Source organism: Mucilaginibacter flavus (assembly GCF_030409315.1).
Classification (GTDB): domain Bacteria; phylum Bacteroidota; class Bacteroidia; order Sphingobacteriales; family Sphingobacteriaceae; genus Mucilaginibacter; species Mucilaginibacter flavus.
The window spans coordinates 14384-38222 of record NZ_JAUFPS010000024.1 but is presented as its reverse complement, the minus strand read 5'-3'; the positions used below and the strand labels follow the sequence as shown (position 1 = coordinate 38222).

The 23839-nt window shown below is 44.0% G+C and carries 18 protein-coding genes; 7 read left to right on the top strand and 11 right to left on the bottom strand.

The genetic code is table 11. From position 1 onward, the window contains the following. Positions 1 to 18 precede the first annotated feature (18 nt). The 4 genes from QWZ17_RS08320 to QWZ17_RS08305 all read left to right on the top strand — a co-directional run bounded on the left by QWZ17_RS08320 (position 19) and on the right by QWZ17_RS08305 (position 7891). Positions 19 to 1932 (top strand): RagB/SusD family nutrient uptake outer membrane protein, encoded by a 1914-nt coding sequence (locus QWZ17_RS08320; RefSeq protein WP_290304677.1) that lies wholly within the window; start codon positions 19 to 21, stop codon positions 1930 to 1932. Between the two features lie 50 nt (positions 1933 to 1982). Next, positions 1983 to 3209, top strand: a complete 1227-nt coding sequence (locus tag QWZ17_RS08315; protein ID WP_290304676.1) for a DUF4959 domain-containing protein — start codon at positions 1983 to 1985, stop codon at positions 3207 to 3209. A gap of 25 nt (positions 3210 to 3234) precedes the next feature. Next, on the top strand, positions 3235 to 4461 hold the full coding sequence (locus tag QWZ17_RS08310; protein WP_290304674.1) for a DUF4998 domain-containing protein: 1227 nt from the start codon (positions 3235 to 3237) through the stop codon (positions 4459 to 4461). Between the two features lie 217 nt (positions 4462 to 4678). Then, positions 4679 to 7891 carry a glycosyl hydrolase gene (locus QWZ17_RS08305; RefSeq protein WP_290304673.1) on the top strand — a complete coding sequence of 1071 codons (3213 nt, stop codon included), beginning with the start codon at positions 4679 to 4681 and terminating at the stop codon, positions 7889 to 7891. A 126-nt stretch (positions 7892 to 8017) separates the two neighbouring features. On the opposite strand, the gene QWZ17_RS08300 is transcribed toward QWZ17_RS08305, so the two are convergent. Beyond that, the gene (locus QWZ17_RS08300; RefSeq protein ID WP_290304672.1) at positions 8018 to 8566 is read right to left on the bottom strand and encodes a VOC family protein; all 549 of its coding nucleotides are present in this window, start codon (positions 8564 to 8566) and stop codon (positions 8018 to 8020) included. 154 nt (positions 8567 to 8720) lie between these two features. Between QWZ17_RS08300 and QWZ17_RS08295 the strand changes: the two genes are divergently transcribed. Then, positions 8721 to 9110 (top strand): hypothetical protein, encoded by a 390-nt coding sequence (locus QWZ17_RS08295; RefSeq protein ID WP_290304671.1) that lies wholly within the window; start codon positions 8721 to 8723, stop codon positions 9108 to 9110. 74 nt (positions 9111 to 9184) lie between these two features. Here the strand turns inward: QWZ17_RS08295 and QWZ17_RS08290 are convergent, their stop codons facing one another. The 3 genes from QWZ17_RS08290 to QWZ17_RS08280 are packed head-to-tail and all read right to left on the bottom strand — an operon-like array spanning position 9185 to position 13708. Beyond that, entirely contained in the window at positions 9185 to 10003 is an 819-nt protein-coding gene (locus QWZ17_RS08290) for a DUF4249 domain-containing protein (RefSeq protein WP_290304670.1), read from the bottom strand. A 3-nt stretch (positions 10004 to 10006) separates the two neighbouring features. Continuing rightward, positions 10007 to 12676 carry a TonB-dependent receptor gene (locus tag QWZ17_RS08285; RefSeq protein ID WP_290304669.1) on the bottom strand — a complete coding sequence of 890 codons (2670 nt, stop codon included), beginning with the start codon at positions 12674 to 12676 and terminating at the stop codon, positions 10007 to 10009. A 51-nt stretch (positions 12677 to 12727) separates the two neighbouring features. Further along, complete coding sequence (locus QWZ17_RS08280; RefSeq protein WP_290304667.1) at positions 12728 to 13708, bottom strand: FecR family protein; 981 nt, start codon at positions 13706 to 13708, stop codon at positions 12728 to 12730. A gap of 167 nt (positions 13709 to 13875) precedes the next feature. Here QWZ17_RS08280 and QWZ17_RS08275 point away from each other — a divergent pair, with 167 nt between their 5' ends. Further along, the gene (locus tag QWZ17_RS08275) at positions 13876 to 14439 is read left to right on the top strand and encodes a dihydrofolate reductase family protein (RefSeq protein ID WP_290304665.1); all 564 of its coding nucleotides are present in this window, start codon (positions 13876 to 13878) and stop codon (positions 14437 to 14439) included. A gap of 45 nt (positions 14440 to 14484) precedes the next feature. Here QWZ17_RS08275 and QWZ17_RS08270 read toward each other — a convergent pair whose 3' ends face one another. The 3 genes from QWZ17_RS08270 to QWZ17_RS08260 are packed head-to-tail and all read right to left on the bottom strand — an operon-like array spanning position 14485 to position 15741. Next, a complete protein-coding gene (locus QWZ17_RS08270; protein WP_290304664.1) occupies positions 14485 to 14817 on the bottom strand; it encodes a type II toxin-antitoxin system RelE/ParE family toxin in 333 nt (110 codons plus the stop codon). Then, the gene (locus tag QWZ17_RS08265) at positions 14817 to 15074 is read right to left on the bottom strand and encodes a hypothetical protein (protein WP_290304663.1); all 258 of its coding nucleotides are present in this window, start codon (positions 15072 to 15074) and stop codon (positions 14817 to 14819) included. The genes QWZ17_RS08270 and QWZ17_RS08265 overlap by 1 nt, the downstream gene beginning before the upstream one ends. A gap of 43 nt (positions 15075 to 15117) precedes the next feature. Continuing rightward, positions 15118 to 15741, bottom strand: coding sequence for an RNA polymerase sigma factor (locus QWZ17_RS08260; RefSeq protein WP_290304662.1), 624 nt, complete (start codon positions 15739 to 15741; stop codon positions 15118 to 15120). 148 nt (positions 15742 to 15889) lie between these two features. Here QWZ17_RS08260 and QWZ17_RS08255 point away from each other — a divergent pair, with 148 nt between their 5' ends. Next, positions 15890 to 16252 (top strand): nuclear transport factor 2 family protein, encoded by a 363-nt coding sequence (locus QWZ17_RS08255; RefSeq protein WP_290304661.1) that lies wholly within the window; start codon positions 15890 to 15892, stop codon positions 16250 to 16252. Between the two features lie 349 nt (positions 16253 to 16601). Here the strand turns inward: QWZ17_RS08255 and QWZ17_RS08250 are convergent, their stop codons facing one another. From QWZ17_RS08250 to porL, 4 genes are all read right to left on the bottom strand, one after another. Beyond that, positions 16602 to 19469, bottom strand: coding sequence for a T9SS type B sorting domain-containing protein (locus tag QWZ17_RS08250; RefSeq protein WP_290304660.1), 2868 nt, complete (start codon positions 19467 to 19469; stop codon positions 16602 to 16604). 71 nt (positions 19470 to 19540) lie between these two features. Continuing rightward, complete coding sequence (locus QWZ17_RS08245; protein ID WP_290304659.1) at positions 19541 to 20881, bottom strand: D-arabinono-1,4-lactone oxidase; 1341 nt, start codon at positions 20879 to 20881, stop codon at positions 19541 to 19543. A gap of 164 nt (positions 20882 to 21045) precedes the next feature. Further along, complete coding sequence (porM, locus tag QWZ17_RS08240; RefSeq protein WP_290304658.1) at positions 21046 to 22578, bottom strand: type IX secretion system motor protein PorM/GldM; 1533 nt, start codon at positions 22576 to 22578, stop codon at positions 21046 to 21048. Positions 22579 to 22953: 375 nt separating this feature from the next. Further along, complete coding sequence (porL, locus tag QWZ17_RS08235) at positions 22954 to 23757, bottom strand: type IX secretion system motor protein PorL/GldL (protein ID WP_290304657.1); 804 nt, start codon at positions 23755 to 23757, stop codon at positions 22954 to 22956. Between the last annotated feature and the right edge of the window lie 82 nt (positions 23758 to 23839).

Below are 23839 nucleotides of genomic sequence, written 5' to 3'. Positions count from 1 at the left end.
ACAGAAAATATAAAGGATATGAAATCATCATATTATAAATTGATTTGTGTGATTGTGCTATGTTCTATGAGCCTTTCATGTAAAAAATACCTGGATGTTACGCCCGATAACGTGGGCACGCTTGAGTACGCGTTCCGTAATCGTAACGAGGCCGAAAACTACCTTTTCTCCTGCTACGCCACCATGACGCAGCTTAACAATGTAGTGAATGATCCGGGTTTTGTAACCTCGTCAGAAATTGTATACCCTAATACCTTAAATGACCACTACTTTAACGAGGTAGGTTTTAACCTCATCCGCGGGTTACAAACCAGTGCCAATCCCAGTCTTAACTATTGGGATGCTACCAATGGCGGTTCAAGCATGTTCCAGGCTTTGCGTAGGTGTAACATTATGCTCGAAAACATTGATAAACCTATCGATTTGAGCGCTTCAGAAAAAAAGAGATGGATAGCCGAGGTTAAGTTTTTAAAAGCCTACTACCACTACTTTATGATAAGGATGTACGGCCCAATGATATTGATTAAGGATAACAATGTGGTTAACGCCACTACCGACCAGGTAAAACGCAAAAGATCATCTGTTGATGATTCATTTGCCTATGTAATATCGCTTATGGATGAGGCCATCCCTGATTTGCCACCGGTTATTGAAAACCAGGCAACAGAGTTTGGGCGTATCACTAAGTTTATTGCTATGTCTGTTAAGGCCGAAATGCTGGTTACAGCTGCAAGCCCGCTGTTTAATGGCAACCCCGATTATGCCAATTATAAAGATAAAGACGGCAACGCTTTGTTTTCGGCAACTTATGACCCCAATAAGTGGAAGCTTGCTGCCGATGCCTGTAAAGCAGCCATCACCGAGTGCGAGGCGCAAGGTCTTAAGTTAAATACCACCGCTCCAACTGTTGGGATAGGCACTATATCTGATAATTTAAAAAAGGTTTTGACTTTGCAAAACACCATTACCGGTAAGTGGGAAGAAAGTCCCGAACTGATCTGGGCACTCAACTATACCTTCGGTTACCAGGGCTTTACTATCCCAAGGATGACGGATGCTTCAGAAAGCCTGGCTTCGACTTATCCATCCACATTCGCGGTTCCAATTTCAACTGCCGAATTGTATTACACCAATAACGGTGTACCCATAAATGAGGATAAAACCTTTGATTATGCCAACCGCTACACGCCGCAGGTTGGCGATGATGCCAACGGCTCGTACATCAAATCGGGCTATACTACTGCCAAAGGTCACTTTAACCGCGAACTGAGGTTTTACGCCAGCATTGGTTTTGATGGCGGTATTTGGTTTGGTAATGGTAAACGCGATGAAAGCAGCGCGTTTTATGTGCAGGCCCGAGGCCCTTACGCTTTAGCCGGCCCCAAGAGTTTAAGTGGTACCAATATTACCGGCATGTGGGCCAAAAAGCTGGCCAATTACTTATCTGTGTATGATAACGTTTTTACCTCTTCAGATTTTCATATGCCAAGGATGCGTTTATCGGGGCTTTATTTACTGTACGCCGAAGCGCTTAATGAATCGCAGGGACCGGTTGCCGAGGCTTACACTTATATTGATAAAGTACGGGCAAGGGCGGGGTTAGATGGTGTGCAGGCTTCATGGGCCAACTATTCTAAAAACCCTTCTAAACCAACTACTAAAGAAGGTTTGCGCCAGATTATACACCAGGAACGTAGGATTGAACTATGTTTTGAAGGGCAGGCCGGTTGGGATTTGCGCCGCTGGAAAGAGTTACAGGATGTTTTAAGCAGACCGATACAGGGTTGGAATATTAACGAAGGCGAGGCCGTAAATTACTATCGCCCGCAAACGGTAATTACACCGGTATTTGGCTTAAAAGATTATTTATGGCCTATTCAAACCAGTGATATTGTGGTTGATAATAACCTTAACCAAAACCCTTACTGGTAGTTTACCTGCGCCTTAACGTATTTCAAATGATTAATATTAAAATATAAATTATGAAAAAGATCACTAACCGTATAAAGCTAAGCTACTTGTTGCTGGCGCCGGTTTTACTGCTGATGTTTTTAAGCTCGTGCAAAAAAAATGAGTCGAACATTGAGGTGGTGTCAAACGATAAAACCAAGCCGGGTGTAGTTACTAATGTAGCCATACAAAACTTAAATGGCAGCGCCAGGATTACTTATACACTACCCAATTCAAAAAACCTGTTATACGTGTTGGCCAAATACGCCATAAATGATAACACCGTGCGCGAAACCAAGGCGAGCTATTATACCGATACTATTTTGGTTGATGGTTTTGCAAGGGCAAAGGAGTATGAGGTTACACTGTACGCGGTAAGCCGGGCCAACGTAATGTCAGATCCGGTTACTATTAAGGTAAACCCTTTAACTCCAAATTATCAGCTTATCAACGCGGCTCTGGCCGTTACGCCCGATTTTGGCGGTGCCAACTTCTTTGGCTTAAACCCCAATAAAGCACCTATAGCACTGCACGTACTATCGTTTAATACCAAAACCAATAAGTATGATGAGCAGGACCCTGAGTATATTAGTACCGATACGGTTAATTTTTCGGTGCGCGGCTTTAGCGCGGTATCTACCAAATTCGCGGTTTACACTACCGATAGGTTTGGCAATCATTCAGATACCCTAATTAAAACATTAACGCCGCTTTATGAAACCCTGTTAGACAAAAGCAAGTTTTTTGTATATCATCTGGCCAGCGATAGTCCTATAGGTTACGGCTGGGAGTTAAAATACCTGTTTGATGGTAGCACCAACGAGCCTGGCTGGCATACTTTAGGAGCGCCTACAAACCAATGTACCTTTGGCCTGGGCGTTACCGCCAAACTAAGCCGCTTTGTATTGTGGGAAAGGCTAAACAGTATTTACTCGTACCAAAATATTCAGAATTTTACTTTATGGGGCACTACGGTTGATAATCCGCAGGATTCTGTTTTGCCAAAAGGCTCGGCACCGGGTACCATATCTGGCGATTGGGTTAACCTGGGTAACTTTGTGTTTCCGCCGCCGCCATCTGGCTTACCAAACAACCAGGCCAACGCTTCAGATTTAGCCTTTGTGGCCGCGGGGGTTAGCTTTCCAATACCGTTCGCGTCGCCGGCAACTAAATTTATCAGGTTAGATGTTTCGCGCACGTTTGGCGGTTTAAACTATGTGAATGCTATTGAAGTATCACTGTATGGTAACCCTTTGTAAACAGTTTAATTAAAAAATCAACAAAATGAAAATCACTTTTAACATTGCTGTTTGCTTTTTGATAGGACTGGCTTTATCTGGCTGCAAAAAGTACGACACAGATTATAAATCTTATTTAGCTAATCACGAGGTAACTTATCCGGGCCTGGCAACCGGCGTTACCTACCATGCCGGCAATTTACGGGCAGTACTGGTTTGGCACCCCAGTCCAGATCCAAGTATAAAAAGCTATGTAGTTACCTGGAATAACGGCAGCGATTCGGTGGTAGTTGCGGCAACCAGCCATAGTCCGGCCGATTCTATTACCGTATCTATCCCAAATCTTAAAGAGTATGTTTACTCTTTTACCATTGTAGCGCATGATGGCGATGGCAATAAATCGGTGGGGCAGGATTTAAACAATGTACGCGTTTATGGCGCGACTTACATTAGCGGGCTTGCAAATCGGGCATACAATCAAGCCAATCCCTACCAGTTCAACGCCGATGGATCTTTAACGTTAAACTTCGCGCCAGCCGATACGGGCAATGTTTCCACAACTATTAAGTATACCAATAAACTGGGTGCAAGTGCCACGGCACAACTGGCTGCTAAAAGCAGCTCGGTAACGTTAACTGATTATAAGTTAGGCACCGATGTTAAATATCAATCATATTACATTCCTGAGAAAGGTTCTGTAGATCTGTTTAGTACTGGCACGGATGATAATTTTGCCAAAATTATTCATGTTGTTTTGTGCGATAAATCGTTATTTAAAGAATACAGGCTGCCAACAGATATTGAATCGGCCTATGGCTGGTATTTGCCATACATGTGGGATGGCAAAACAGACGAATCGCAAGGGCCGGGTTTCTATGCAAACTATCACGACTTCCCTACCTGGGTTACTATTGATATGGGGCAGCAGGCATCGTTATACAGTATGAAAATATGGCAACGAACTTCGGGGCTTTATGACCAGGGTAATCCAAAACGGTTTGAAATTTGGGGTAGCAATAACCCAAGCGCCAATGGCGACTTTAGTACCTGGGTAAAATTGTCAACCTTTAACTCGGTTAAACCATCGGGTTTACCAAGGGGGCAAAACAGCCAGGCCGATAAAGATTTTGCCGCTGCCGGCGAATCATTCACATTCCCTGCCGGTTTACAGCAATACCGTTACATCAGGATCAGCATGTTGGAAACATGGGGCGAAAGTAACTATTGGCATATGATGGAAATCAGCATGTATAAAGTAGATAACGGTAATTAAATAAGTTTATAAATTGGTTAAGTATAGCCGGTGACCGCAATGGTTGCCGGCTTTTTTTGTTTGGAGAAGGCAAGCCGGAGCTAAGACTGTTCATGACAGTTAAAGCAGCCCTGTCATGTAGTTTAGCCTTACATAAACCAATAAACAAAATTTCATAAGCCGTTATGTGTGGGCGATTAATCGTCCCGGCCGTATGATGCCTGTAAAGCTTGTATCTATGATAAAAAAGATTATCCTCCTTACTGCCATTTTCTTCGCGTTTATAAGGGTTAACGCTCAACAGGCATCTTTGCAGGATAGGTTTATTCACCCTGCCGATACCCTGCAAACCAGTGTTTACTGGTATTGGATGTCGGGCAATATTTCAAAGGAAGGGGTGATTAAAGATTTGCAGGCCATGAAACGCGTGGGGATTAACCGGGCATTTATTGGCAATATAGGTTACGATAGTACGCCCTACGGAAACGTAAAGCTGTTTAGCGATGAATGGTGGGATATTATGCACGCCGCGCTTAAAACCGCTACCGAACTTAATATTCAGATAGGGATTTTTAACGGACCGGGATGGAGCCAAAGTGGTGGCCCCTGGATAAAGCCGGAGCAATCCATGCGTTACCTGGCCTCATCAGAGGTTAGGGTAAAGGGTGGCAAAACTGTAAGCCTGCAACTCAAAAAGCCCGGTTCCGATTTTCAGGATGTTAGGGTCATAGCGTTTAAAGCGCCTAAGAGCTTTGGAACTTCTATTACCGATCAGAAACCGAAGATCAGCACTTCGGCTACTGTTGAAAATATTGGCAATATTACCGATGGAAACCTATCAACAGAAATAAAAATACCTGCCCAAAAGTCATTTTCCGTAGAGCTGGAAACCGTCCGGGATTTTACCGCAAGGAGTATCACCATATACCCCGCTCATAACAGGTTAAATGCAAAGGCCGAGATACTTGCAGAAGAAAATGGTACCTATAAAAGCATCAAAAACTTTGTTATCGACCGCGATAACGACGCCCTTAACGTAGGCTTTGATCCGTACGGACCAATTGCTGTGGCTTTACCTGCCACCACCGCCAAAAGGTTTAAAGTTATTTTTAGCGATGCCTCATCTGATTTTGGCGTTGCCGAGTTAAATATCTCTACCGCCCCGGTTGTAGAGCGTTATATTGAAAAAACATTAGCCAAAATGTTCCAAACACCGCTGCCGTACTGGAACGAATATCAATGGAAACCTGAGCCTGTTATCAACGATCAGCAAACAGTAATTGATCCTAACAGTATCATTGATATCAGTACCTCAATGACCGCCGATGGTACTTTAACCTGGAAAGCACCCGCAGGCGATTGGGTAATTATGCGCACCGGCATGTTACCTACAGGCGTAAAAAATGGCCCGGCAGCCCCCGAGGGTACCGGCTTTGAAGTTGATAAGATGAACAAGGATCATATTGAAGGGCATTTCAACGCTTTCCTGGGCGAAATCATGAAACGCGTACCGGCCGAAGATAGGAAAACCTGGAAGGTGGCCGTTGAAGACAGCTACGAAACCGGCGGCCAAAACTGGACGGATAACCTTGCTGCTAAATTTAAAGCCGTTTATGGTTATGATCCGTTACCTTACCTGCCTGCTTTGAAAGGCTACGTAGTCGGCAGTCAGGATCAAAGTGATCGGTTTTTATGGGATTTACGACGCTTTATTGCCGATAGGGTAGCCTATGATTACGTGGGCGGTCTGCGCGATGTAAGCCATCAACATGGGCTTACCACCTGGTTGGAAAACTATGGGCATTGGGGTTTCCCGGGCGAGTTTTTGCAGTATGGCGGCCAAAGCGACGAAGTTGGCGGCGAGTTTTGGAGTGAGGGTGATTTAGGAAATATTGAGAATAGGGCGGCTTCATCATCGGCGCATATTTATGGTAAAACCAAGGTATCGGCAGAATCGTTTACTGCCGGCGGGGGCCTTTACCTGCGCTATCCGTACCAGCTTAAAAAACGTGGCGACCGGTTCTTTACCGAAGGGATCAACAATACCTTGTTGCATGTTTTTATCTCGCAGCCATCTGATGATAAAATGCCCGGCATCAACGCCAATTTTGGCACCGAGTTTAACAGGCACAATACCTGGTTTAACTATATGGATTTGTTTACCGCTTATTTGAAACGTACCAACCTGATGCTGCAGCAAGGCAAATACGTTGCCGATGTAGCCTACTTTATTGGCGAGGACGCGCCAAAAATGACCGGTATAACCGATCCTAAACTGCCTTACAGCTATTCATACGATTATATCAATGCAGAAGTGATCAGGAATAGGGTGAAAGTGATTAATGGCAAAATAGTGTTGCCCGATGGCATGAGTTACAACCTGCTGGTACTCCCTAAACTGGAAACCATGAGGCCGGAATTATTGCAAAAGATTAAAGAACTGGTTGAAGAAGGAGCGAACATTTATGGCCCCGCGCCAGAACGTTCGCCAAGTTTACAAGGATACCCGGCTGCAGATGCTGAAGTAAAAAAACTGGCAGCCCAGCTTTGGGGCAAAGTTGACGGCACTACCACGCAACAGGCCACATTTGGCAAAGGGACTGTAATGGCGGGTATGGACTTGCAAGCCGCGCTGAATGCCCTGAATGTAGCGCCGGATTTTGAACTGAAAACAGATAAGCCGGTGTTGTACATTCACCGTACATTGCCGGATATGGAGATCTACTATGTGAGTAACCAAAGCGAGGAGACGATCAATATTTCGCCAGGTTTTAAAACTACAGGTAGGCAGCCCGAACTTTGGGATGCTGTAACAGGTGATACCAGGGTCTTGCCGGAATTTTCATCAACAGGTAAAACCACAACAGTACCGTTAACGTTGCAACCCTTACAAAGCTTGTTTATCGTATTCAGGAAGCCTGTGGGTGATATGGTTGCCAACGCTATAAACTTCCCTAAAGAACTTCCTGTAACCGAAGTTAAAGGCCCGTGGCAGGTAACATTTGATGCCAAAATGCGCGGCCCCAAACAGCCGGTAGTTTTTAATGAACTGACAGATTGGACGATATCAACAAACGATAGTATTAAATATTACGCCGGCACAGCGATTTATAAAAATACTATTAAACTACCCCAACCTGTTAAAGGGCAGCACCTGTACCTTAACCTTGGCGATGTTAAAATGATGGCTAAGGTAAAAGTAAACGGCGTGGACGTTGGCGGTGTTTGGACGTATCCATACAGAGTAGATATTACCAAGGCTGCAAAAAAAGGAGATAATACCGTAGAGGTATCGGTAGTAAATAACTGGGTGAACCGTTTAATAGGGGATAGCAAACTCCCGGCAGAGCAACGCAAAACCTGGACCAGTTACCCGATTTACGGTCCCGATACTAAATTGCAATCATCGGGCCTAATGGGGCCGGTTACTGTTACGGCTGTGCAGTATTAAATTTATTTTTATCCCAAATGCCAGTAAATGACAAAGAAAGGAAAGACTTACGAAGTTTTTAAAACTTCGTAAGTCTGGGTTCGGCAATTCGTATTACTAATTTCAGGAATGCAAAATTGTGGAATATTAGTTTGCCTTCTTGTCCTCAAAAAACCTTTTCTGCGCTTTCAAGGCCTCATCTAATGACTGTTGGATATAGGCTATGCCTTCTATCGCTTCAGGGGTAGTGGCTCTTTTTTCAAATTCTCCGGGTTGGGTAAAATCAATATCTTCAACGCGTTCGTTTATCCACCACAAATTGCCAAAGGGATCTAAAACCCGGCCAACTTTTTCGCCAAAATAAAGCCTGGTAATATTGGTTACCGGGGTAGCGCCAAGCTTTATCGCCTTTTGGTAAACGCTTTCAACATCGGCTACATATAAATTCAAAAAAGCCGGGGTAGATGCCCAGCCCGTTCTGGAATCAAAAAGCATCACCATCGCGTCGCCTATTTTTACCACTACGTGGATGATGATGCCATCCCGGTTGGTTATCCTGCTATTGGCAATTTCTTCGGCATTAAAAGCGGCCTTTAAAAACTCAATAAGCTTTGCCGAGGAAGGCGATATGATCCATGGCGTTACGGATGTATAATTTTCTGGTACGGTTTTGATTGTTTTCGCTTCGTTTTTCATGATCTCTTTTTTGAATACACGAAACTACCAGTGGCTGATGACAGCCCTATGTCAGGAGCGAATCCGATTATTTTTTTATTTTTTAATTGGCGAAACGCGCAGTTTTCGACAGTCATTATGCAGCGTTTTAATTAAGTTTGATAAAAACATTTTCATGAAAACTACTGTCCTTGTATCCCGGCTATTGCTTGGTTTTTTATACCTAACATTTGGCCTCGATTATTTTTTGCATTTTATTCCTTATCAGCCTTTGCATACCGGTGCGGCCGGGGCTTTTATAGCGGGTTTGAAGGGCACGGGGTACTTTTATCCTATTCAAAAGGTAATTCAAATTACAGGTGGGTTATCTTTATTAACCAATAGGTATGCGCCGTTTTCGGCGGTTGTACTTTTTCCCATCAGCTTAAATGTGTTGTTGTTCCATACATTCTTGGTGCCATCGGGCTGGTTAATGGGCGTTTTCCTGGTTTTGCCAAACCTGCTTTTGGGTGTGGGGTATTGGAAATATTATAGCCCTATGTTTGTTGCCAAGGCTGTAGCGTAAGTAAAATCCGACAATAAAAAAGGCGATGGTTTATTAAACTCATCGCCTTTTTATTTAAAACGAATACGCGGCTATTACGGTGCCGTCAACGTTTTCTGTTGCACCGTATGCACGCTAAAGTACCCCAGCGCCCCGCCTTGTATATTGCTTACCGGGTTTGATGGGGCGGCGTTATTGCCATCGCCATTGGCAGAAGAATTAAGACTAAAAAAGTACTTGTAAACAGCCGGATCAATACACTGCATCTCGATGGTTACTTTATTACCCGGGCGTATATCCCTCGCTGGGTTGTCGTTACTATTGGTAAAGTTTAACTGATCGTTCACTTCCTGCCCGTTGGTAAATTCATCATCGGATAACAATATCGATTCCTCCTTACGATCATTCACATATTGCACAAAGCGGTAGTAATTTTTGACGGCGGCAGGATCATGGTATTTAACGGTTACATACTTGCGTACCGTACCATCGGCATTATTGCCAAACGTGCTTTTTACCAGGTAAATGCTATCAAGCGCTACCTGTGCCTGCATGGCGCAGGTTGATGTAAATGTTTTACCGGCTACGGTAACATTCAGTTTGTAAATATGGGCGTACGCGCCTGTTAATGTAGCGTTTTGATAAATGCCGTTTCCAGCCGCGGTTAGCTGGTAGGTGTTGTTATCGTCGCTGATGCTTATCTGCGCGCCATCAATCCCAATAACATCATTATTATCGGTAAAGTTTTTGGTTTGGCTTAAGGTTACTTTACAGCCGCCTGCCTGGTTAGTTAATACACCTTCAATTACATATTGAGGAGTGGTATCACTTAGTTTTAAATTGATGGCTTTCTCGCATGAACATAACGTTGTGGCCATTAAAGCTATAGTAAGGTATTTTATAGTGCTGCGCATAGGTTAAAATTTAAAGTTGTAGCTTATAGATGGTACAAAGGTGAACAGCGTAGTACGCACCGCCTCGGTTCTGCTTGGATCATTCTTATTATCCCTGAAATAGATGCGATAAGCATTGTGGCTGCCATAAGCGTTGTACAAACTAAAAGTAAGGTCCGATTCAAACTTCGCGCTCTTTTTCAGCTGGTGGGTGGCACCCAAATCAAGCCTGTTATAAGCGGGTATCCTATCGGCATTGCGGCTGGTATAGTAGTAATAGGTACTGCCATCAACCTGGTATTTACCGCTTGGATAAGTTACAGCATCGCCGGTGTAGTAAACAAAATTGGCAGAAAATGTCCATTTTTCTGAAGCCTTATACATGGCCACAACGGCTATATCATGTGTGCGGTCCTGCCGGGCGTTGTACCATTGGTCATTGTTAATCCCGTCTATTTTACGTTCGGTTTTTGAAAGCGTATAACTTATCCAGCCGGTAAGCCGACCGGTTTTTTTCTTTAACAGAAACTCGGCACCATAAGCGCGACCGATACCGTAAAGCAGTTGGGTTTCTATAGGCTGATTGGTAAACACGTTGGCCCCATTGCGGTAATCAACCTGGTTTTGCATCTTTTTATAATAGGTTTCAATCGTAAATTCATACTGGTGATCTTTCAAATCGCGGTAGTATCCAACTGAAAGCTGATCGGCCAGTTCGGGTTTAATGAGGTTGGTACTGGCTACCCATTTATCAGTTGGCGAACCCGAGTTGGAGTTTGATATCAGGTGCAGGTTTTGGGCATTACGCGCGTACGATGCCTTAAGCGAGCTGAAATCATTTAGCGAATACGCTGCCGCGATCCTTGGCTCAGCATTAACGTAGGTTTTAACCGCCTGGCCGGCTGTGTAATGTTGTGTGCCGGTAATATTGCCATCGGCATCAAGGGTATAATAATCGCCCTCGCCAAGAATAGTAAATGCAGATACACGTAAGCCATAGGTTAAACTAAACCTATCTGTAGCTTTCCAGGTATTGGTAGCGTAGGCGGCGTTTTCTAAAGCATACCTGTTTTGCAGGTTTTGCGATTGAATACCCGAGTTACCAGTTGATGAAATTTCGCCGGGTTTTATGGTGTGATAAACAGCGTTTACCCCAAAGCTAATGGTGTTTTTATCACCGGCGTAGTATTGCAAATCTTCCTTAAAGTTAAGATCACGAATTTGTGAGTAGATGTTAAACTCGTTTACATCCTGCTTAATGTTTATCTTATAATCATAGTTGCTGTAAATGAGCGAAGTGTTGGAGAACAACTGGCTGTTAAAAATATGGTTCCAGCGTAGGGTAGCGGTGGTGTTGCCCCAGTTAATGCCCGCTATATCGGATGCCTTTAACACATCTTTGCCAAAATAGCCCGAGATGTACAAGCGGTCTTTATCGCCTAAAATATAATTGGCTTTGGCGTTTATGTCATAAAAATAAAGCTTACTCTTTTTGGCGATGGTATCTTTTGAAAGCGCCAGGAAAGCATCGGCATAAGTGCGCCTTGCCGAGATCAGGAACGATGATTTATTTTTTTGGATGGGCCCCTCTACGTTAATCCGGGCGGCTATCAAGCCAACGCCACCGCTTACGCCAAATTTTTGATTATTACCATCATTCATTTTAACATCCAATACAGATGATAGCCTGCCGCCATACTGGGCCGGCATATCGCCTTTATAAATGCTGATGTTTTTGATAGCATCAGAGTTAAAGGTGGAGAAGAAACCCAGCATGTGCGATGCATTGTAAACCGGTGCTTCATCCAGCAGGATAAGGTTTTGATCGGCCGCGCCGCCGCGTACATAAAAACCACCGCTACCTTCACCTGCCGATTTGATACCCGGCAGGAGTTGTATGGTTTTGATAATATCCCGCTCGCCCAATAACACCGGAATGTTTTTGGTTTCCTGGATGCTTAGGTGCTCAACGCCCATTTGTGGGTTACTCAAATCGCGCGTGCCGGGTGCTTTGGCGGTAATGGTTACTTCCTGTATAGATTGCTCGTTATTATTCATATTGATGGCGAGCTGCTGATTTTTTTGTAATGAGATGGGTATCAGCACGCTTTTTTGCCCCACTGCGCTTATGGCTAACTGGTGATCGCCGGCGGGTAAGGTAAGCGAGTAAAAACCATATTCGTTACTTGATGTGCCTTGGTTTACATCGGTTACCCTGATGCTTGCGCCAATTACCGTTTCACCGGTTTGCTTTGATCTAACGGTACCGCTTATGGTGTATTTGCCGCCGGCTGACTGGGCGGCTGCCGGCTTTTTTATTTTATCGGGATCGTATTTTACCATAATATCCTGGTCAAGTACCGAATAGCTGAACGGCAAAGCGGTAAATGCCTTTTTCAGTACATCGCCCAGTGGTTGATTGTTAGCCGTAATGTTGATGATCGTGGTGCTTTTGGCAACGGTTTCGTTGTAAGTGAAGGTTACGCCGCTGGCAACCGTTAACTTATCTAAGGCCTGTTTAAGCGGTTCGTTATTAATGCTGATGGTTACCGGTTTGTCAAGCAGCGATTGTGCTTTAGCGCCAGCCGATAAGCTTAACGCCAATGCAATGCAAAGCGCCGTTCGTAAACCAGCCGGGATTCGCATAAATTGGACTATCAGCATGGGTAAACCAGCCGGGTAATTGTTTTTCATTTGATGATTTTGGGGGTGATGATCTGTGTGAGCGGTGTTGATTTAAAAAAATTAATTTTTGGCTGCAATTGGCTCCAGGTAATACTGGTTGTTTGCTTTGTGCCATTGGGCATCCATAACCGCGCTTAGCTTATTAAAAGTTTGTGCTGCAGGTTGATTAGTATTTAAATGCCCGTAAAAGCCTTTTTGGGCGAGTGCAGCATCTACAGTAATACGGATACCATATTGCCGGGCCAGGTTATCTGCCACGTTTTGTACCGGTTGCCCGTTAAAGTTGAATAAGCCATTACGCTGGTCAAGAAACCGGGCCGCATCCGGGAAATCCTGTTTTACAAGTAAGCCGTTGGTTTTGTTAAACACAACCCGCTGATTAGGTGTCATAATTTGCCGATTTTTATCTGCCGCTACCGCAACCTTACCAGTCACCACAGTAACTTCGGTAACAGGAGCATCGGCGTAGGCATTTACATTAAAACTGGTGCCTAATACCGCGGTTTTGATAGCACCCGATTGAATGATAAACGGATGCGTGGCATCGTGTTTCACGTCAAAAAAAGCTTCGCCGGTTAACGTTACCAACCGTTGTTCGCCTCTGAAATTATCCGGGTAGCTTATCCGTGTAGACGGGCTTAGCCAAACCTGTGTACCATCGGGCAAAACAAAGTGCCTGTGCTGGCCTGCCGCACTATTTAGCTCCAACTGTTTAACCGGGTCTATCACATTTAAAACACTGTCCCTGTAAAATGCAGCGAAGCAAATGAGTGCTATTACAGCCGCTGCGGCAGCTATGCCGCGCCATAAAGTGATCACTTTGCGTTTAGGCTGCACCGGCGCTTCCATCTGCGCAGCAATACGATTAAAAATGCTATTCCTGAGTTCATCAGCAGACGAGTGTACAGCCGCTGAAAGCAATACTTCTTCATCATTGAACCCGGCATACCATTGCTCAAACCAGGCCAGTTCCCGGGCAGTAATGCTGCCTTGTTCCAGTTTATGGGCAAGCTCTTTAGGATCGTACGCGTTGTTTTCCATGTTAAACTATTTCAACCTTTACACATATAGTCAGCGGTTGAGATAAACACCCTTAGTGGAAAATGAAAATTATTTTTAACTCGCTACTTTCTTCGTTGATAACATGTTATGGATTACCTATTTTTAGAGGATCAACAGCACATTCAGTAAACCAGTACAATCGCAAAATGACAACCGACGCATTTAAAATAACGATACATATGGTTGCAAGTCTTGATGGCATCATCGCCAAAAAAGATAACAGCATTTCGTGGTTTGATACCGGCGATCATTATGAGGAGGGAGTCGTGCTTAGTGAGGAGGATACCGTAAAATTCCTCAAAACAATAGATTGTTACGTGATGGGTGCCAGCACCTATGAGCATGCTTTAGCGCTTTCAAAAGATTATGGCTGGGCCTATGGCGATATCCCCACCATTGTATTAACTCACCACGATCTGCCCATTAAAAGGCCGAACATTGAAACCTATGCCGGCGATTTAAATAAACTGGTAAATGAACGGCTGAAACCAAACTATAAAAACGTTTGGCTGGTTGGCGGGGCGGTACTTGCCAATGATTTTTTGAATTTGAAACTGGCTGACGAAATAAGGCTATCCATTATGCCGGTTATTTTAGGCGATGGCACGCTATTTTTTAAAGATATAGCAGCAGAACAAGCTTTACACCTCAAAAACGTAACGGCTTACAAAAGCGGCATGGTTGAGTTGCATTACGAGGTGAAAAAGTAACAGGTATGTTGGTTAACAATTTAGGCAATGAGTAACGTTTGATAATCAAATTATTCCGCTGTCTTTTAAGCGAGCTAAAACAGTTGCTACATCAACGGTATCATATTCGCTTTTTAAATAGATTTCAGACAAGTAAACTATTTCATTTAAGAAAATAATAAAAGTAATAATCCGCGCGCCCCCGGATTTTCCTTTATTCGTACCCGAAATAGGCAGTCGGATCTTAAATACATTTTGACCAAGATCAGTGCCCATAGTAGGGTTATCACTTAATTGATCAACTAAATGTGTTAAATCTCGTAAAATTTGTTTGTGTTTTTTTGCAATCTGTTTTAAGTCTCTCTTAAAACCAGGCGTTAGTACAACTTTAAAAGCCATCAGTCTTTAAGTGACGCTTCAATTTCTGCTAAAGCTTCTTTTGCATTTTGAAGTTCGATCTTACCTTCCTGGTGTAGTTTGATTTGCTCGAATGAGTTTTTTAAGTTTTTATAAACTCTTTGCTCAGCTTTGTTCAATGGCCGTTTGGTAGTTTCTGCGTGCTGCTCCAGCTCGTAATTTAATCCAAGTGCTTCCAAAACAGCTTTTACCGCCTTTTCAGATTTTTTGTTATTGATATCAACGGTAAGCCTTGTCATACTCAAAGATAAATAATTGTTACAAAAAGTGTAAGTATAATGCTTACAAAAAGCAATCAGCATTTGTACACAGCAAAATCAGCACACAGCCCGAAACCCCCATTGTTGCCCGTAATGTTGCCAGGGCTTTGCTCATGTGTGCCTCTACTGTTTTTGTGGAAATATTGAGTTGGGCCGCTATTTCGGTGTAGGTTTTATTTTCATCCCGGCTGAGCAAAAAAACAATGCGGCATTTTTCGGGCAGCTGGTTAATGCTGTGGTCAAGCAATTTGCGCAGCTCTTTTTCGGCAAGCCAGTTGGCTGTGGTATCTTCGGTTTGGGTGGGGTTAAGGCTTAGCTCATCAATATGCTGCTGCCTGCGGTGTTGTTTGGCCAGGTGATTGATCACTTTGTATTTAACCGCCGTTGAAAGATAGGTAGCTACGGCATGCGTTAGTTCGATATTGGCGCGGCGCTGCCAGATGCTTAAAAACACCTCCTGTACCACCTCTTCGGCCTCGTGTTCATCACCAAGGCGATGTAAGGCCACGGCAAAAGTTTTATCCCAATAGCGGTTATATAGTTGGGTGAAGGCCTCGCGATCATCATAACGCATGCGCTCCAGAAGTTGCTGATCGGTAAGCGGGTTTTGCGGGTTCAATACAGGCATATTTACGCTGTAGGTCATAAAAGCATTCTTAAATATGTCTCGGCTTAGTTTTGACAAACTTATTTATCGAATGTTACACAGCGCAAAAAAACAATAAATTTATCAACTTCATAACGTAGCATTAACCGATACCGTATTTTTATCGCATTGAAAATTTTTGATTGATATGATAGACCAACAATTTGCCAATACTTTCGCAGCGGAGTGGATTGACTGCTGGAATACCCGAAACCTTGACCGCCTGATGCAGCACTACACCGATGATTTTACCATCGAAACCCCATACGCGCTGAAAATCTATCCCGATTGTGGCGGAATCATAGCCGGTAAAGCACAGGTGCGGGAGTATTGGGAAACCGCTTTAAGCAAATTGTCGGCCCTGCATTTTGAACTGCTGGAAGTGCTCACCGGCGTAAACGTGGTCGCTATTTACTACCATAATACGGTTAGCGGAAAAAATGCCGTTGAAAATTTATTTTTTGATACGGATGGAATGGTGAAGCGGGTAGTGGTTACTTATAGCAATTGAAAGGTTATCCTCAATCGTTACCCATGACGTTTTGTAAAAAATGTTTGTCATCCTGAGGAACGAAGGATCTTCTTCGCCATGCTAATTGCAGACTTTTATAGCGAAGAAGATTCTTCGTGCCTCAGAATGACAGGGTGTAGAAGGTAGTTCTTACGTCATCTCCTCATTCAAAGTCCGCCGGATTTTATACCTCGCAATTACTTTGAGGATAAAGTAGTTTTTTAATTGTTTTTAAACAGCTGCTTAGAGTCTGATAGTTAATCTCACAAATTGCAGATTTATTGTCTCGATAAATAGTACATTGGCTTTAAACATTCTGCTTTTAGCTTCAATTTAGCAACTTTCACTCTTAATAAATGATAGTCACCGACCCACTCAACACCTGTTTAGATCCTTTTGCGCTAATTACATAATAATAAACACCCGCAGGTAGCTTTTGACCTTTGTAGCTGCCGTTCCACGGAGTGGAGTAGCCTTGCGATATAAATATCTGGCTTCCCAGGCGATTGTAAACTTTTACGGTGGTACTTAAATCGCCTTCCAGGCCCGCAATTACCCAGGTATCGTTATGCCCGTCGCCATTGGGCGAAAAGGCGTTAGGTACGTGGATGTCATCGCAATGGCTGCTGATCGTAATAGTTTGCGTAGCCCTGCAGCCGTTGTTATCGGTAACGGTTAAACTTACCTGTCCTAATTTATCGGTAGTAAAGGTAGTACTGCCTGCTTGTCCGTTCCATTCATATTTTACAAAGCCTGCCGGGGCAGTAAGCGTAATGCTTTCTTTGGTGTACTGGCAAAGTGTGGCATCGGGCACATTAAGCGTAGGGTTTGGCAAAAACTGTACTGTTGATGTAGTTACAACCGTGCAACCCGCAGGCGTTGTTACGGTAGCCTGGTATGTGCCGGAACTTTTAACGCTGATCTTATCCGTAGTTTCGCCGGTAGACCATTTGATGGTGCCGCTGGTATAGGAAGCCTTTAAATCCACCGTTTCGCCGCTACATAAACTTGAGTTCACAAACTGCTGGATGCTTAGGGTTGGTGGCGGTGTAAAGGTAAGGTTGTACGATGCCGAACTGATTTGGCACTGCTTTGTATTATCGAAAAGATTAACCACGTAGGTTCCGGGTTGGTTGGTGGTAACATTGGTTTTGTTTTGGGCATCGGTAAGTATCGCGCCATCCTTAAACCATATGATGTTTGTGGTAAATGGATCAAAGCTGATGTTGGTGTTTAGTTGCGCGTTATCACCAATGCAATAAGCGGCTTTATCGGCAGTGATAAGGGGTTTATCTAATTTTGCAAAATCAACCTGTAACTCGGCCGACGATACCGAACCAGAGCATCCCGATACTACCACTTTATATTTACCCGGCTGGCCTACTTTTATTGATGGCACGCTGCCAATTATAGGGCTGCCATCCTTAAACCAGCTATACTGATAACCCGTCCAGTTAATAATGTTTGAACCATCAATAGGAACACTTGCCGATAGTACAGCCAGATCGCCATCGCAATAGCTCGTCTTATCAGTAGTTAACACCGGCGTAGGTATCGAAATAAAATTTATCTGCACTTCCTTTGAGGCTACCCAGCTGCTTTCACATGCACTTACTTCTATCTTGTATTTGCCTGTTTCGGTAATGTTATCCTGTGTAGCTGTAGTGTTGCCATTCAATACGCCATCTTTATACCAGCGGTATTGGTAGTTAGGTTTATCATCGGTTTTTAGTTGTGCCGATGTGCCTGCGCAATAGTTTACTACGTCGGGGTAGTTGAAGGTGAAAACTGGGGCAGCAATTTGGGTTACAGTTAAATGATTGGTTTGCAGATGCAATGCCGAACAAGGATCATACAACAAAGCATAATAATCTCCCGGGGAGTTAATGGTTAGGGCGGTTTTGCTCTCACCTGGCAACTCTGTCCCGTTTTTATACCATTGTATAAGGCTGCCCGAATAAATATAGTTATTTACCGTTGCCTTTATGGTTGTGCCGTTGCAAATATTGTAGTTACTTACATCAGCATCTTGCCCGTCAAATTGTACCGCTTTAATTTGATTAGTGGTGTTAACATACTTTCCGTAATCAGGTTTTATCAGGTACAGGCCATCGGCCGCTCCAATCCATATGCCGTCTTCGCAAACCGGGCTGGTGTAACTGGTAGCATTTACGCATATATCATTGATAGTTTTATTACCCAATTCATCGTAATGAAAAAACTGGTATTTTGTAAGTTGGGCTTTTTTATAGTTGGAATTTGAAAAGTAGAGACCATTGTTGGTAGCAATCAATAAATTTTCGTGCGTAAGTTGGTCGTTAAAATCTGTAAGTCCCACCATCGATGTAATATAATTGATTGTTTGACCTTTTAAATAATGATTATGAGGGTATTGAGAACCGTAAGATTGCGACCATTTTAATTGGAACAAGCCATTTTCTGTAGCCCAAAAAATGTTGGCATAATATTCAAAATCGGTGTCATAATAAGTGTTACTGCTGTAACGGTTATAAAATGCCGATAACACATGTTTGCCAAACGAGTTTCCGCCAAGCCATACGTAACCTCCAAAAGTGGTGAATTGGCTACTGGTGGTTACGTTGTAATAATTTACAGTATCGCCATAATTAAGCGGATAGCCATAACCCGACATCCTGTTGCGATACGTGTGCTGGTAAAAACGCACGTTAGTGGTATCAACATTAGTTGGGGTTAAGGTATTTTCTTTAATAGCATAATACAAAAAACGTTTAGTGGTTGCGATGGCCAGTAAATCAGTATAAGGATAAAAAGGCGAGGATGGGAAACTGCCGGTCATGTTTTCAACGCCAATGCCTTGTACTTTGCCGCCGTTATTGTCATCAACATTAAAGGTTTTGACAGTGTTATTGGCATTGATAATAAGTGTGTTGGTATTGGTTGATATAACTACCGTATCCTTGCTGATGCCGGCAAGGTCTGTAAATTGTAAATTATGATAGGCATTAAAACTGCCGCTGTAATCATCAATGCTTTTAGTAATGCTATTTATGCGATAAACCTGATGGTTTTGCGCTAAAACCCACAAATACGGATCACGAAAATCGCGCTTTACCTTAAGGATATTTTTACCCGGAAAGAAGCTGTCATTTAAATGCAGATCTACATCCTGCTGAGCGTGAGCGGTAAACAAAAAAGTAGTAAATAATAACAGTAACCAATAGCGCAGCAGGTACATGACAGGGTTTTAGCCCCGGAAAGATAAGGCAAATATTAAAAATATTAAAGTGCTATTCTTTCCGGCTGTTGCTATACCCCATAAATGTTATGATTTAAAAAAGCGTTTCTGAATTTACCATGCGGGTCATAATCGTCAACTACTTTTTTAAACGCGGCTATCTTTTCGTACCGTGATGCCAATACTTTTGGATCAAGCGTAAATACTTTGCCCCAATGTGGCCGGGCGTTGAAAGGAGCAAGCGCTTTTTCAATAGTGGGCAGCAGTTTGGTAACTGCCTCGGTTTCTGGCTTCCAGGTAAAGTGGATGGTGACCGATTGCTGGTTGTGGCAGGGGCTCATCCAAAGGCTATCGGCCGCTATAGTTCTGATCTCGGTGATAAACAAATGCGGGCCCACTTGTTTACCCAGTTTAGCTATCGCTTCAATAGCCTCTACAGCGTGTTGCATCGGCACAAAATATTCTGACTGCAGCTCTTTACCGCTGCTTGGCGTAAACCCCATTTTAAAATGCGGCAGACGCTCATACCAAGGACCGGGTACCCCTAACTGATCGGTGCAGCTTTCGGCCGGATGATCATATATGGGATGCAGGTTTTTGGTAGCTGCTTTGGCACCGTAAAATTCGGGGCCGTCGTGGTCTTTTTCTTCCATGCGGCTTTTTATCCAAACCTCGTTTACGTAATCGTTTTGCCAATCGGTAAACAGGCTTACACTATATCCCGCAGATACTATGGCTTCAAAATGTTGTTTAACCTGCGCCATCGGCATTTTTAAAAATACGCGCTGGCGCATTATATAAGTAGGTTCAATAGCAAGGGTAACTTTAGTAATTACACCAATAGCACCCAAACCAACAACCACAGCGTTAAATTTTTCAGGGTCGGCAGCTTTTGAAAAGTGAACGATGCTGCCATCGGCTACAATAACTTCCAATGCCCGTACCGCGCTGGCCAGGTTACCATTTTTAACACCGCTGCCGTGAGTAGCAGTGGTGATAGATCCCGCTACAGAAATATGCGGCAGCGATGCCAGGTTATGCAACGCGTAACCTTCTTTATGCAGGTAGGGGGCAAGCTCGCCATATTTAATGCCACCTTCAACAATGACTGTCATGTCTTTTTTATCTATGGCGATAACTTTATTGAGTTCTTTGGTAGATAGCAGGTCGTCCTTACTATCGGCTATACGGTTAAAGCAATGCCGTGTGCCCAGGGCTTTAAGTTTGCCATGTTTTTTAACCAGCTGCTGTACTTCGGCCACCGATTTAGGGTACTGCACATTGGCCGTGCTATAAGTAAGATTGCCTGCCCAGTTTTGTAAAGGTGCCTGGCCTGCCAGGGATATGATAGGAGATAACAAAGGTGTAGCCATAAGTGTGCCGCCTAAACGGATAAAGGTTTTTCTTTTCATAACTAATTGGTTAATACAAGGTAGTATTTTAGTTTGGAGAAAAAGAAACAAATAAAGCTCTTCTATAAGGAAGAGCTTTATTAATATCGAACATCCAATATCGAATAATGAAGTGAAAATTCGATATTCAAAATTCATTATTCGATATTTGTTTTTCTCAAACCTTAATTCGCTGTCAGTGCCACCGGTGCCAGCTGCCTTGGTGAGCCATCGGGCCCTACGGCTATAATGTTATCAAAAATAACCCTTGCGCCGGGTTTAATGCTGCTTAGCGACGCCGTCATGGCATCATTAAGCGTATTGCCCGACCCTGTTTGTACCGATGCCGTTTCCCTAGGGTTGGCAATAATGAGGCTGAAACGGGTTATTTTAAACCTCGCGTCAAAATCAAAATTATCCAGCATGGCAAAAATGGCATTCTGGGCTTTTAAGGCCACAGTTGGTACATTCCCGCTTGATTTTCCCGAAAAGCGGGCAACAGGATCGGGGATACGCTTAGCTCTGAAAAGGGTATTGCTTAATACCTGGGTTTTTCCCGGCGAAATCTCGGCAGATACTGAAACCGTTACCGTGCCCGGACTATTTACCCTTGCTACATATTTTCCTTCGGAGCCACTGAGTGTACCCGCCGAAATCCCTATCCGGATGTTTTTGGATGGAATGCCCGGCACAGATACCGAAACCGGGTTATCTACACCGATATACAGCACATTCATTTTATCGGGCGATACTACGGCCGACGGCCTCGAAACAATATACCGCTGCTCTGGCGTGGTATAGGTTTTAACAGTGCCATCGGTTTGTTTTACGCTGATGGTTCCCCGCCAGTTAAATACACCTTCGCGACTGGTATTTGCGCTGTAAACTCCACGGCCATCCTTTACCGCTATGGTACTGCCGCCAACCTGTACCGTTGGGGTCGACCGCGAGTCATAGGCTGTTAAAAATACCTGGGCGGTGTAGGGTTGACCCTGTATCAGGTACGATGTAGGTGCAACCGCTACAGCCTCAAACTTATCCAGGTTCACCACGGCCTGGTCCATTTTACCCAGAATTTTTTTAACCACTTCCGATTCGGCATTTTTATTATCAGCCTGTATGCGCGATAATATCGTGAACGTGGCCGTTAAGGGGACACCCTCACCAAAGTTTAACTCCTCCCAATTACGGTGATTGGCACTTTGGCCTGTAGGGTCGTCGGCCTTCAGGGTGAACGATACCGTTTTACTATCCTGAGGACCCAACAGCGTGATCAACCGCTCGCGGGTGTCATTGATCTTTTGCTTAAGCGCTTTTGCCCGTTTTTTGTTGATCATTACATCAAAGCCTATATCGAGGTTGTCGCGCTGTTTAAGGTCGCCGGTTTGGATATCGTACCCGTTACTTTGATTGGTAAGCTCCAATTTAATGTCCCTGATGTAGTTATCCAGATCCTCGCTTGCTTCCCGGGCTTGTTTAGCCTTTTCATAAACGGGTTTTGCCCGCTCCGGCGATTCTTTAAGCCGGGTTTGCTCAAACGTGCTGAATAACTGCTGTACCGACGTCCCTACATTGGTTGCCGACGCGGTTAAGCTATCGTTGATGGTTTTAAAGGCATCCAATATGGTTTCTGATACATTGAGGGCCAGCATTGCTAACAAAACCAGGTACATGATATTGATCATTTTTTGCCTGGTGGTTTCTTTTCCTGCAGCCATTTTTTTAAATTTTTAATTTATGGTTTCATTAATGTATTATCTGTCATGCCGTCAGTTAGCCAACTGATCGGCACCCCACGTGCTGAGTATACTTCATGTGGATGACACTATATTTTGGGGTGCTGAAATAAGTTACTTATGACGTATCAATTGAACGTTGGTGACGACTCACCCCGGCAACGCTTCGCTGGCCGACCCTCTCTCCGGCTAAAGCCGCATAGAGGGTGAACTACATTTTCTTATTTTCCCGCCCCTCTATGCGACGCAGTCGGAGAGAGGGGCAAACGGGCGTAGCCTCGTTGGGGTGAGTCGTCTGCGCACATGTGATCTACGTTATTCAATCTACCTACTTCACTCAGTGACTGAATCCTATTGCTACCCCCGCTGTTGATTCATAGCCGATAACATATTAGCGTAGTAAACATTTAACGATGATATATTTTGCACCAGCTTATTCACCTCATCCTTAAACACCCTGGTTTCACCAGCCGACTCATGCAAACTGCTTAGTGTTCCATTTAGGCCATTGTAAAACTGGTTAATGCGGCGCAGGTTGGTATCTGCTCCGTGCAGTTCAGTTTCATACAGGGAGTTTAAATGCGCCAGGTTATGGGTAAGCTTTAACACCTGCTGCTGATAGGCCAAAGCATCATCGCGGCTATCGCTTATGGTAGCAAAGCCTGCCGATGCTTTCTCAAACATCATACCCAACAAATCAAATTTTGACGCTGCGTTTTTTAGTTTGGCCGAAAATTCGTCGGTATCTAATGAGGCATCGGCTGTGGCGTTGATGCGACTCATTTTATCCGAAAACTGTTTCAACCCTTCGCCCAGGTTGTTGATTTTTTCGGGGCTTAGGTCGGCTTGCGTTAACAGGCCATCCAGTGCGGCTGTGGTACCGGTGTTGACATGCACTTTTCGCAGGCCTTTGGGAGCGGGTTCGCCATCGTAATCAACGGCCAGTTCGGGGTAAACCTTTTCCCATTCCGGCTCTTCGGCGGGCGGGAAAAAGCCTAGGGTAAAAAACAGCATAGCCTCTACAGATAGGCCAAGCCCTATCATATAGGTACCCAGCTGACCGCCCCAGTGATTAATTTTAAACATAGCGCCAAGGATCACGATACTGGCACCCCATGATATGGCTATATGCAGCCAGTTGATTTTCTTTTTCTTTAACATGATATTTAATTTTTAATGGTTTTACAGATATACGTTTTGCAGTTTTTTAGTATTCCCTCCCTTGGGAGGGGCGCGACAGGAA

What these genes read in the sequence shown, in the direction of transcription:
- QWZ17_RS08250 (WP_290304660.1), bottom strand. Translation starts at nt 19,469, where the DNA reads ATGTACCTGCTGCGCTATTGGTTACTGTTATTATTTACTACTTTTTTG.
- QWZ17_RS08320 (WP_290304677.1), top strand. Translation starts at nt 19, where the DNA reads ATGAAATCATCATATTATAAATTGATTTGTGTGATTGTGCTATGTTCT.
- QWZ17_RS08315 (WP_290304676.1), top strand. Translation starts at nt 1,983, where the DNA reads ATGAAAAAGATCACTAACCGTATAAAGCTAAGCTACTTGTTGCTGGCG.
- QWZ17_RS08270 (WP_290304664.1), bottom strand. Translation starts at nt 14,817, where the DNA reads ATGGCTTTTAAAGTTGTACTAACGCCTGGTTTTAAGAGAGACTTAAAA.
- QWZ17_RS08305 (WP_290304673.1), top strand. Translation starts at nt 4,679, where the DNA reads ATGATAAAAAAGATTATCCTCCTTACTGCCATTTTCTTCGCGTTTATA.
- QWZ17_RS08310 (WP_290304674.1), top strand. Translation starts at nt 3,235, where the DNA reads ATGAAAATCACTTTTAACATTGCTGTTTGCTTTTTGATAGGACTGGCT.
- porM (WP_290304658.1), bottom strand. Translation starts at nt 22,578, where the DNA reads ATGGCTGCAGGAAAAGAAACCACCAGGCAAAAAATGATCAATATCATG.
- QWZ17_RS08295 (WP_290304671.1), top strand. Translation starts at nt 8,721, where the DNA reads ATGAAAACTACTGTCCTTGTATCCCGGCTATTGCTTGGTTTTTTATAC.
- QWZ17_RS08245 (WP_290304659.1), bottom strand. Translation starts at nt 20,881, where the DNA reads ATGAAAAGAAAAACCTTTATCCGTTTAGGCGGCACACTTATGGCTACA.
- QWZ17_RS08255 (WP_290304661.1), top strand. Translation starts at nt 15,890, where the DNA reads ATGATAGACCAACAATTTGCCAATACTTTCGCAGCGGAGTGGATTGAC.
- QWZ17_RS08275 (WP_290304665.1), top strand. Translation starts at nt 13,876, where the DNA reads ATGACAACCGACGCATTTAAAATAACGATACATATGGTTGCAAGTCTT.
- QWZ17_RS08290 (WP_290304670.1), bottom strand. Translation starts at nt 10,003, where the DNA reads ATGCGCAGCACTATAAAATACCTTACTATAGCTTTAATGGCCACAACG.
- QWZ17_RS08260 (WP_290304662.1), bottom strand. Translation starts at nt 15,741, where the DNA reads ATGACCTACAGCGTAAATATGCCTGTATTGAACCCGCAAAACCCGCTT.
- QWZ17_RS08285 (WP_290304669.1), bottom strand. Translation starts at nt 12,676, where the DNA reads ATGAAAAACAATTACCCGGCTGGTTTACCCATGCTGATAGTCCAATTT.
- QWZ17_RS08265 (WP_290304663.1), bottom strand. Translation starts at nt 15,074, where the DNA reads ATGACAAGGCTTACCGTTGATATCAATAACAAAAAATCTGAAAAGGCG.
- porL (WP_290304657.1), bottom strand. Translation starts at nt 23,757, where the DNA reads ATGTTAAAGAAAAAGAAAATCAACTGGCTGCATATAGCCATATCATGG.
- QWZ17_RS08280 (WP_290304667.1), bottom strand. Translation starts at nt 13,708, where the DNA reads ATGGAAAACAACGCGTACGATCCTAAAGAGCTTGCCCATAAACTGGAA.
- QWZ17_RS08300 (WP_290304672.1), bottom strand. Translation starts at nt 8,566, where the DNA reads ATGAAAAACGAAGCGAAAACAATCAAAACCGTACCAGAAAATTATACA.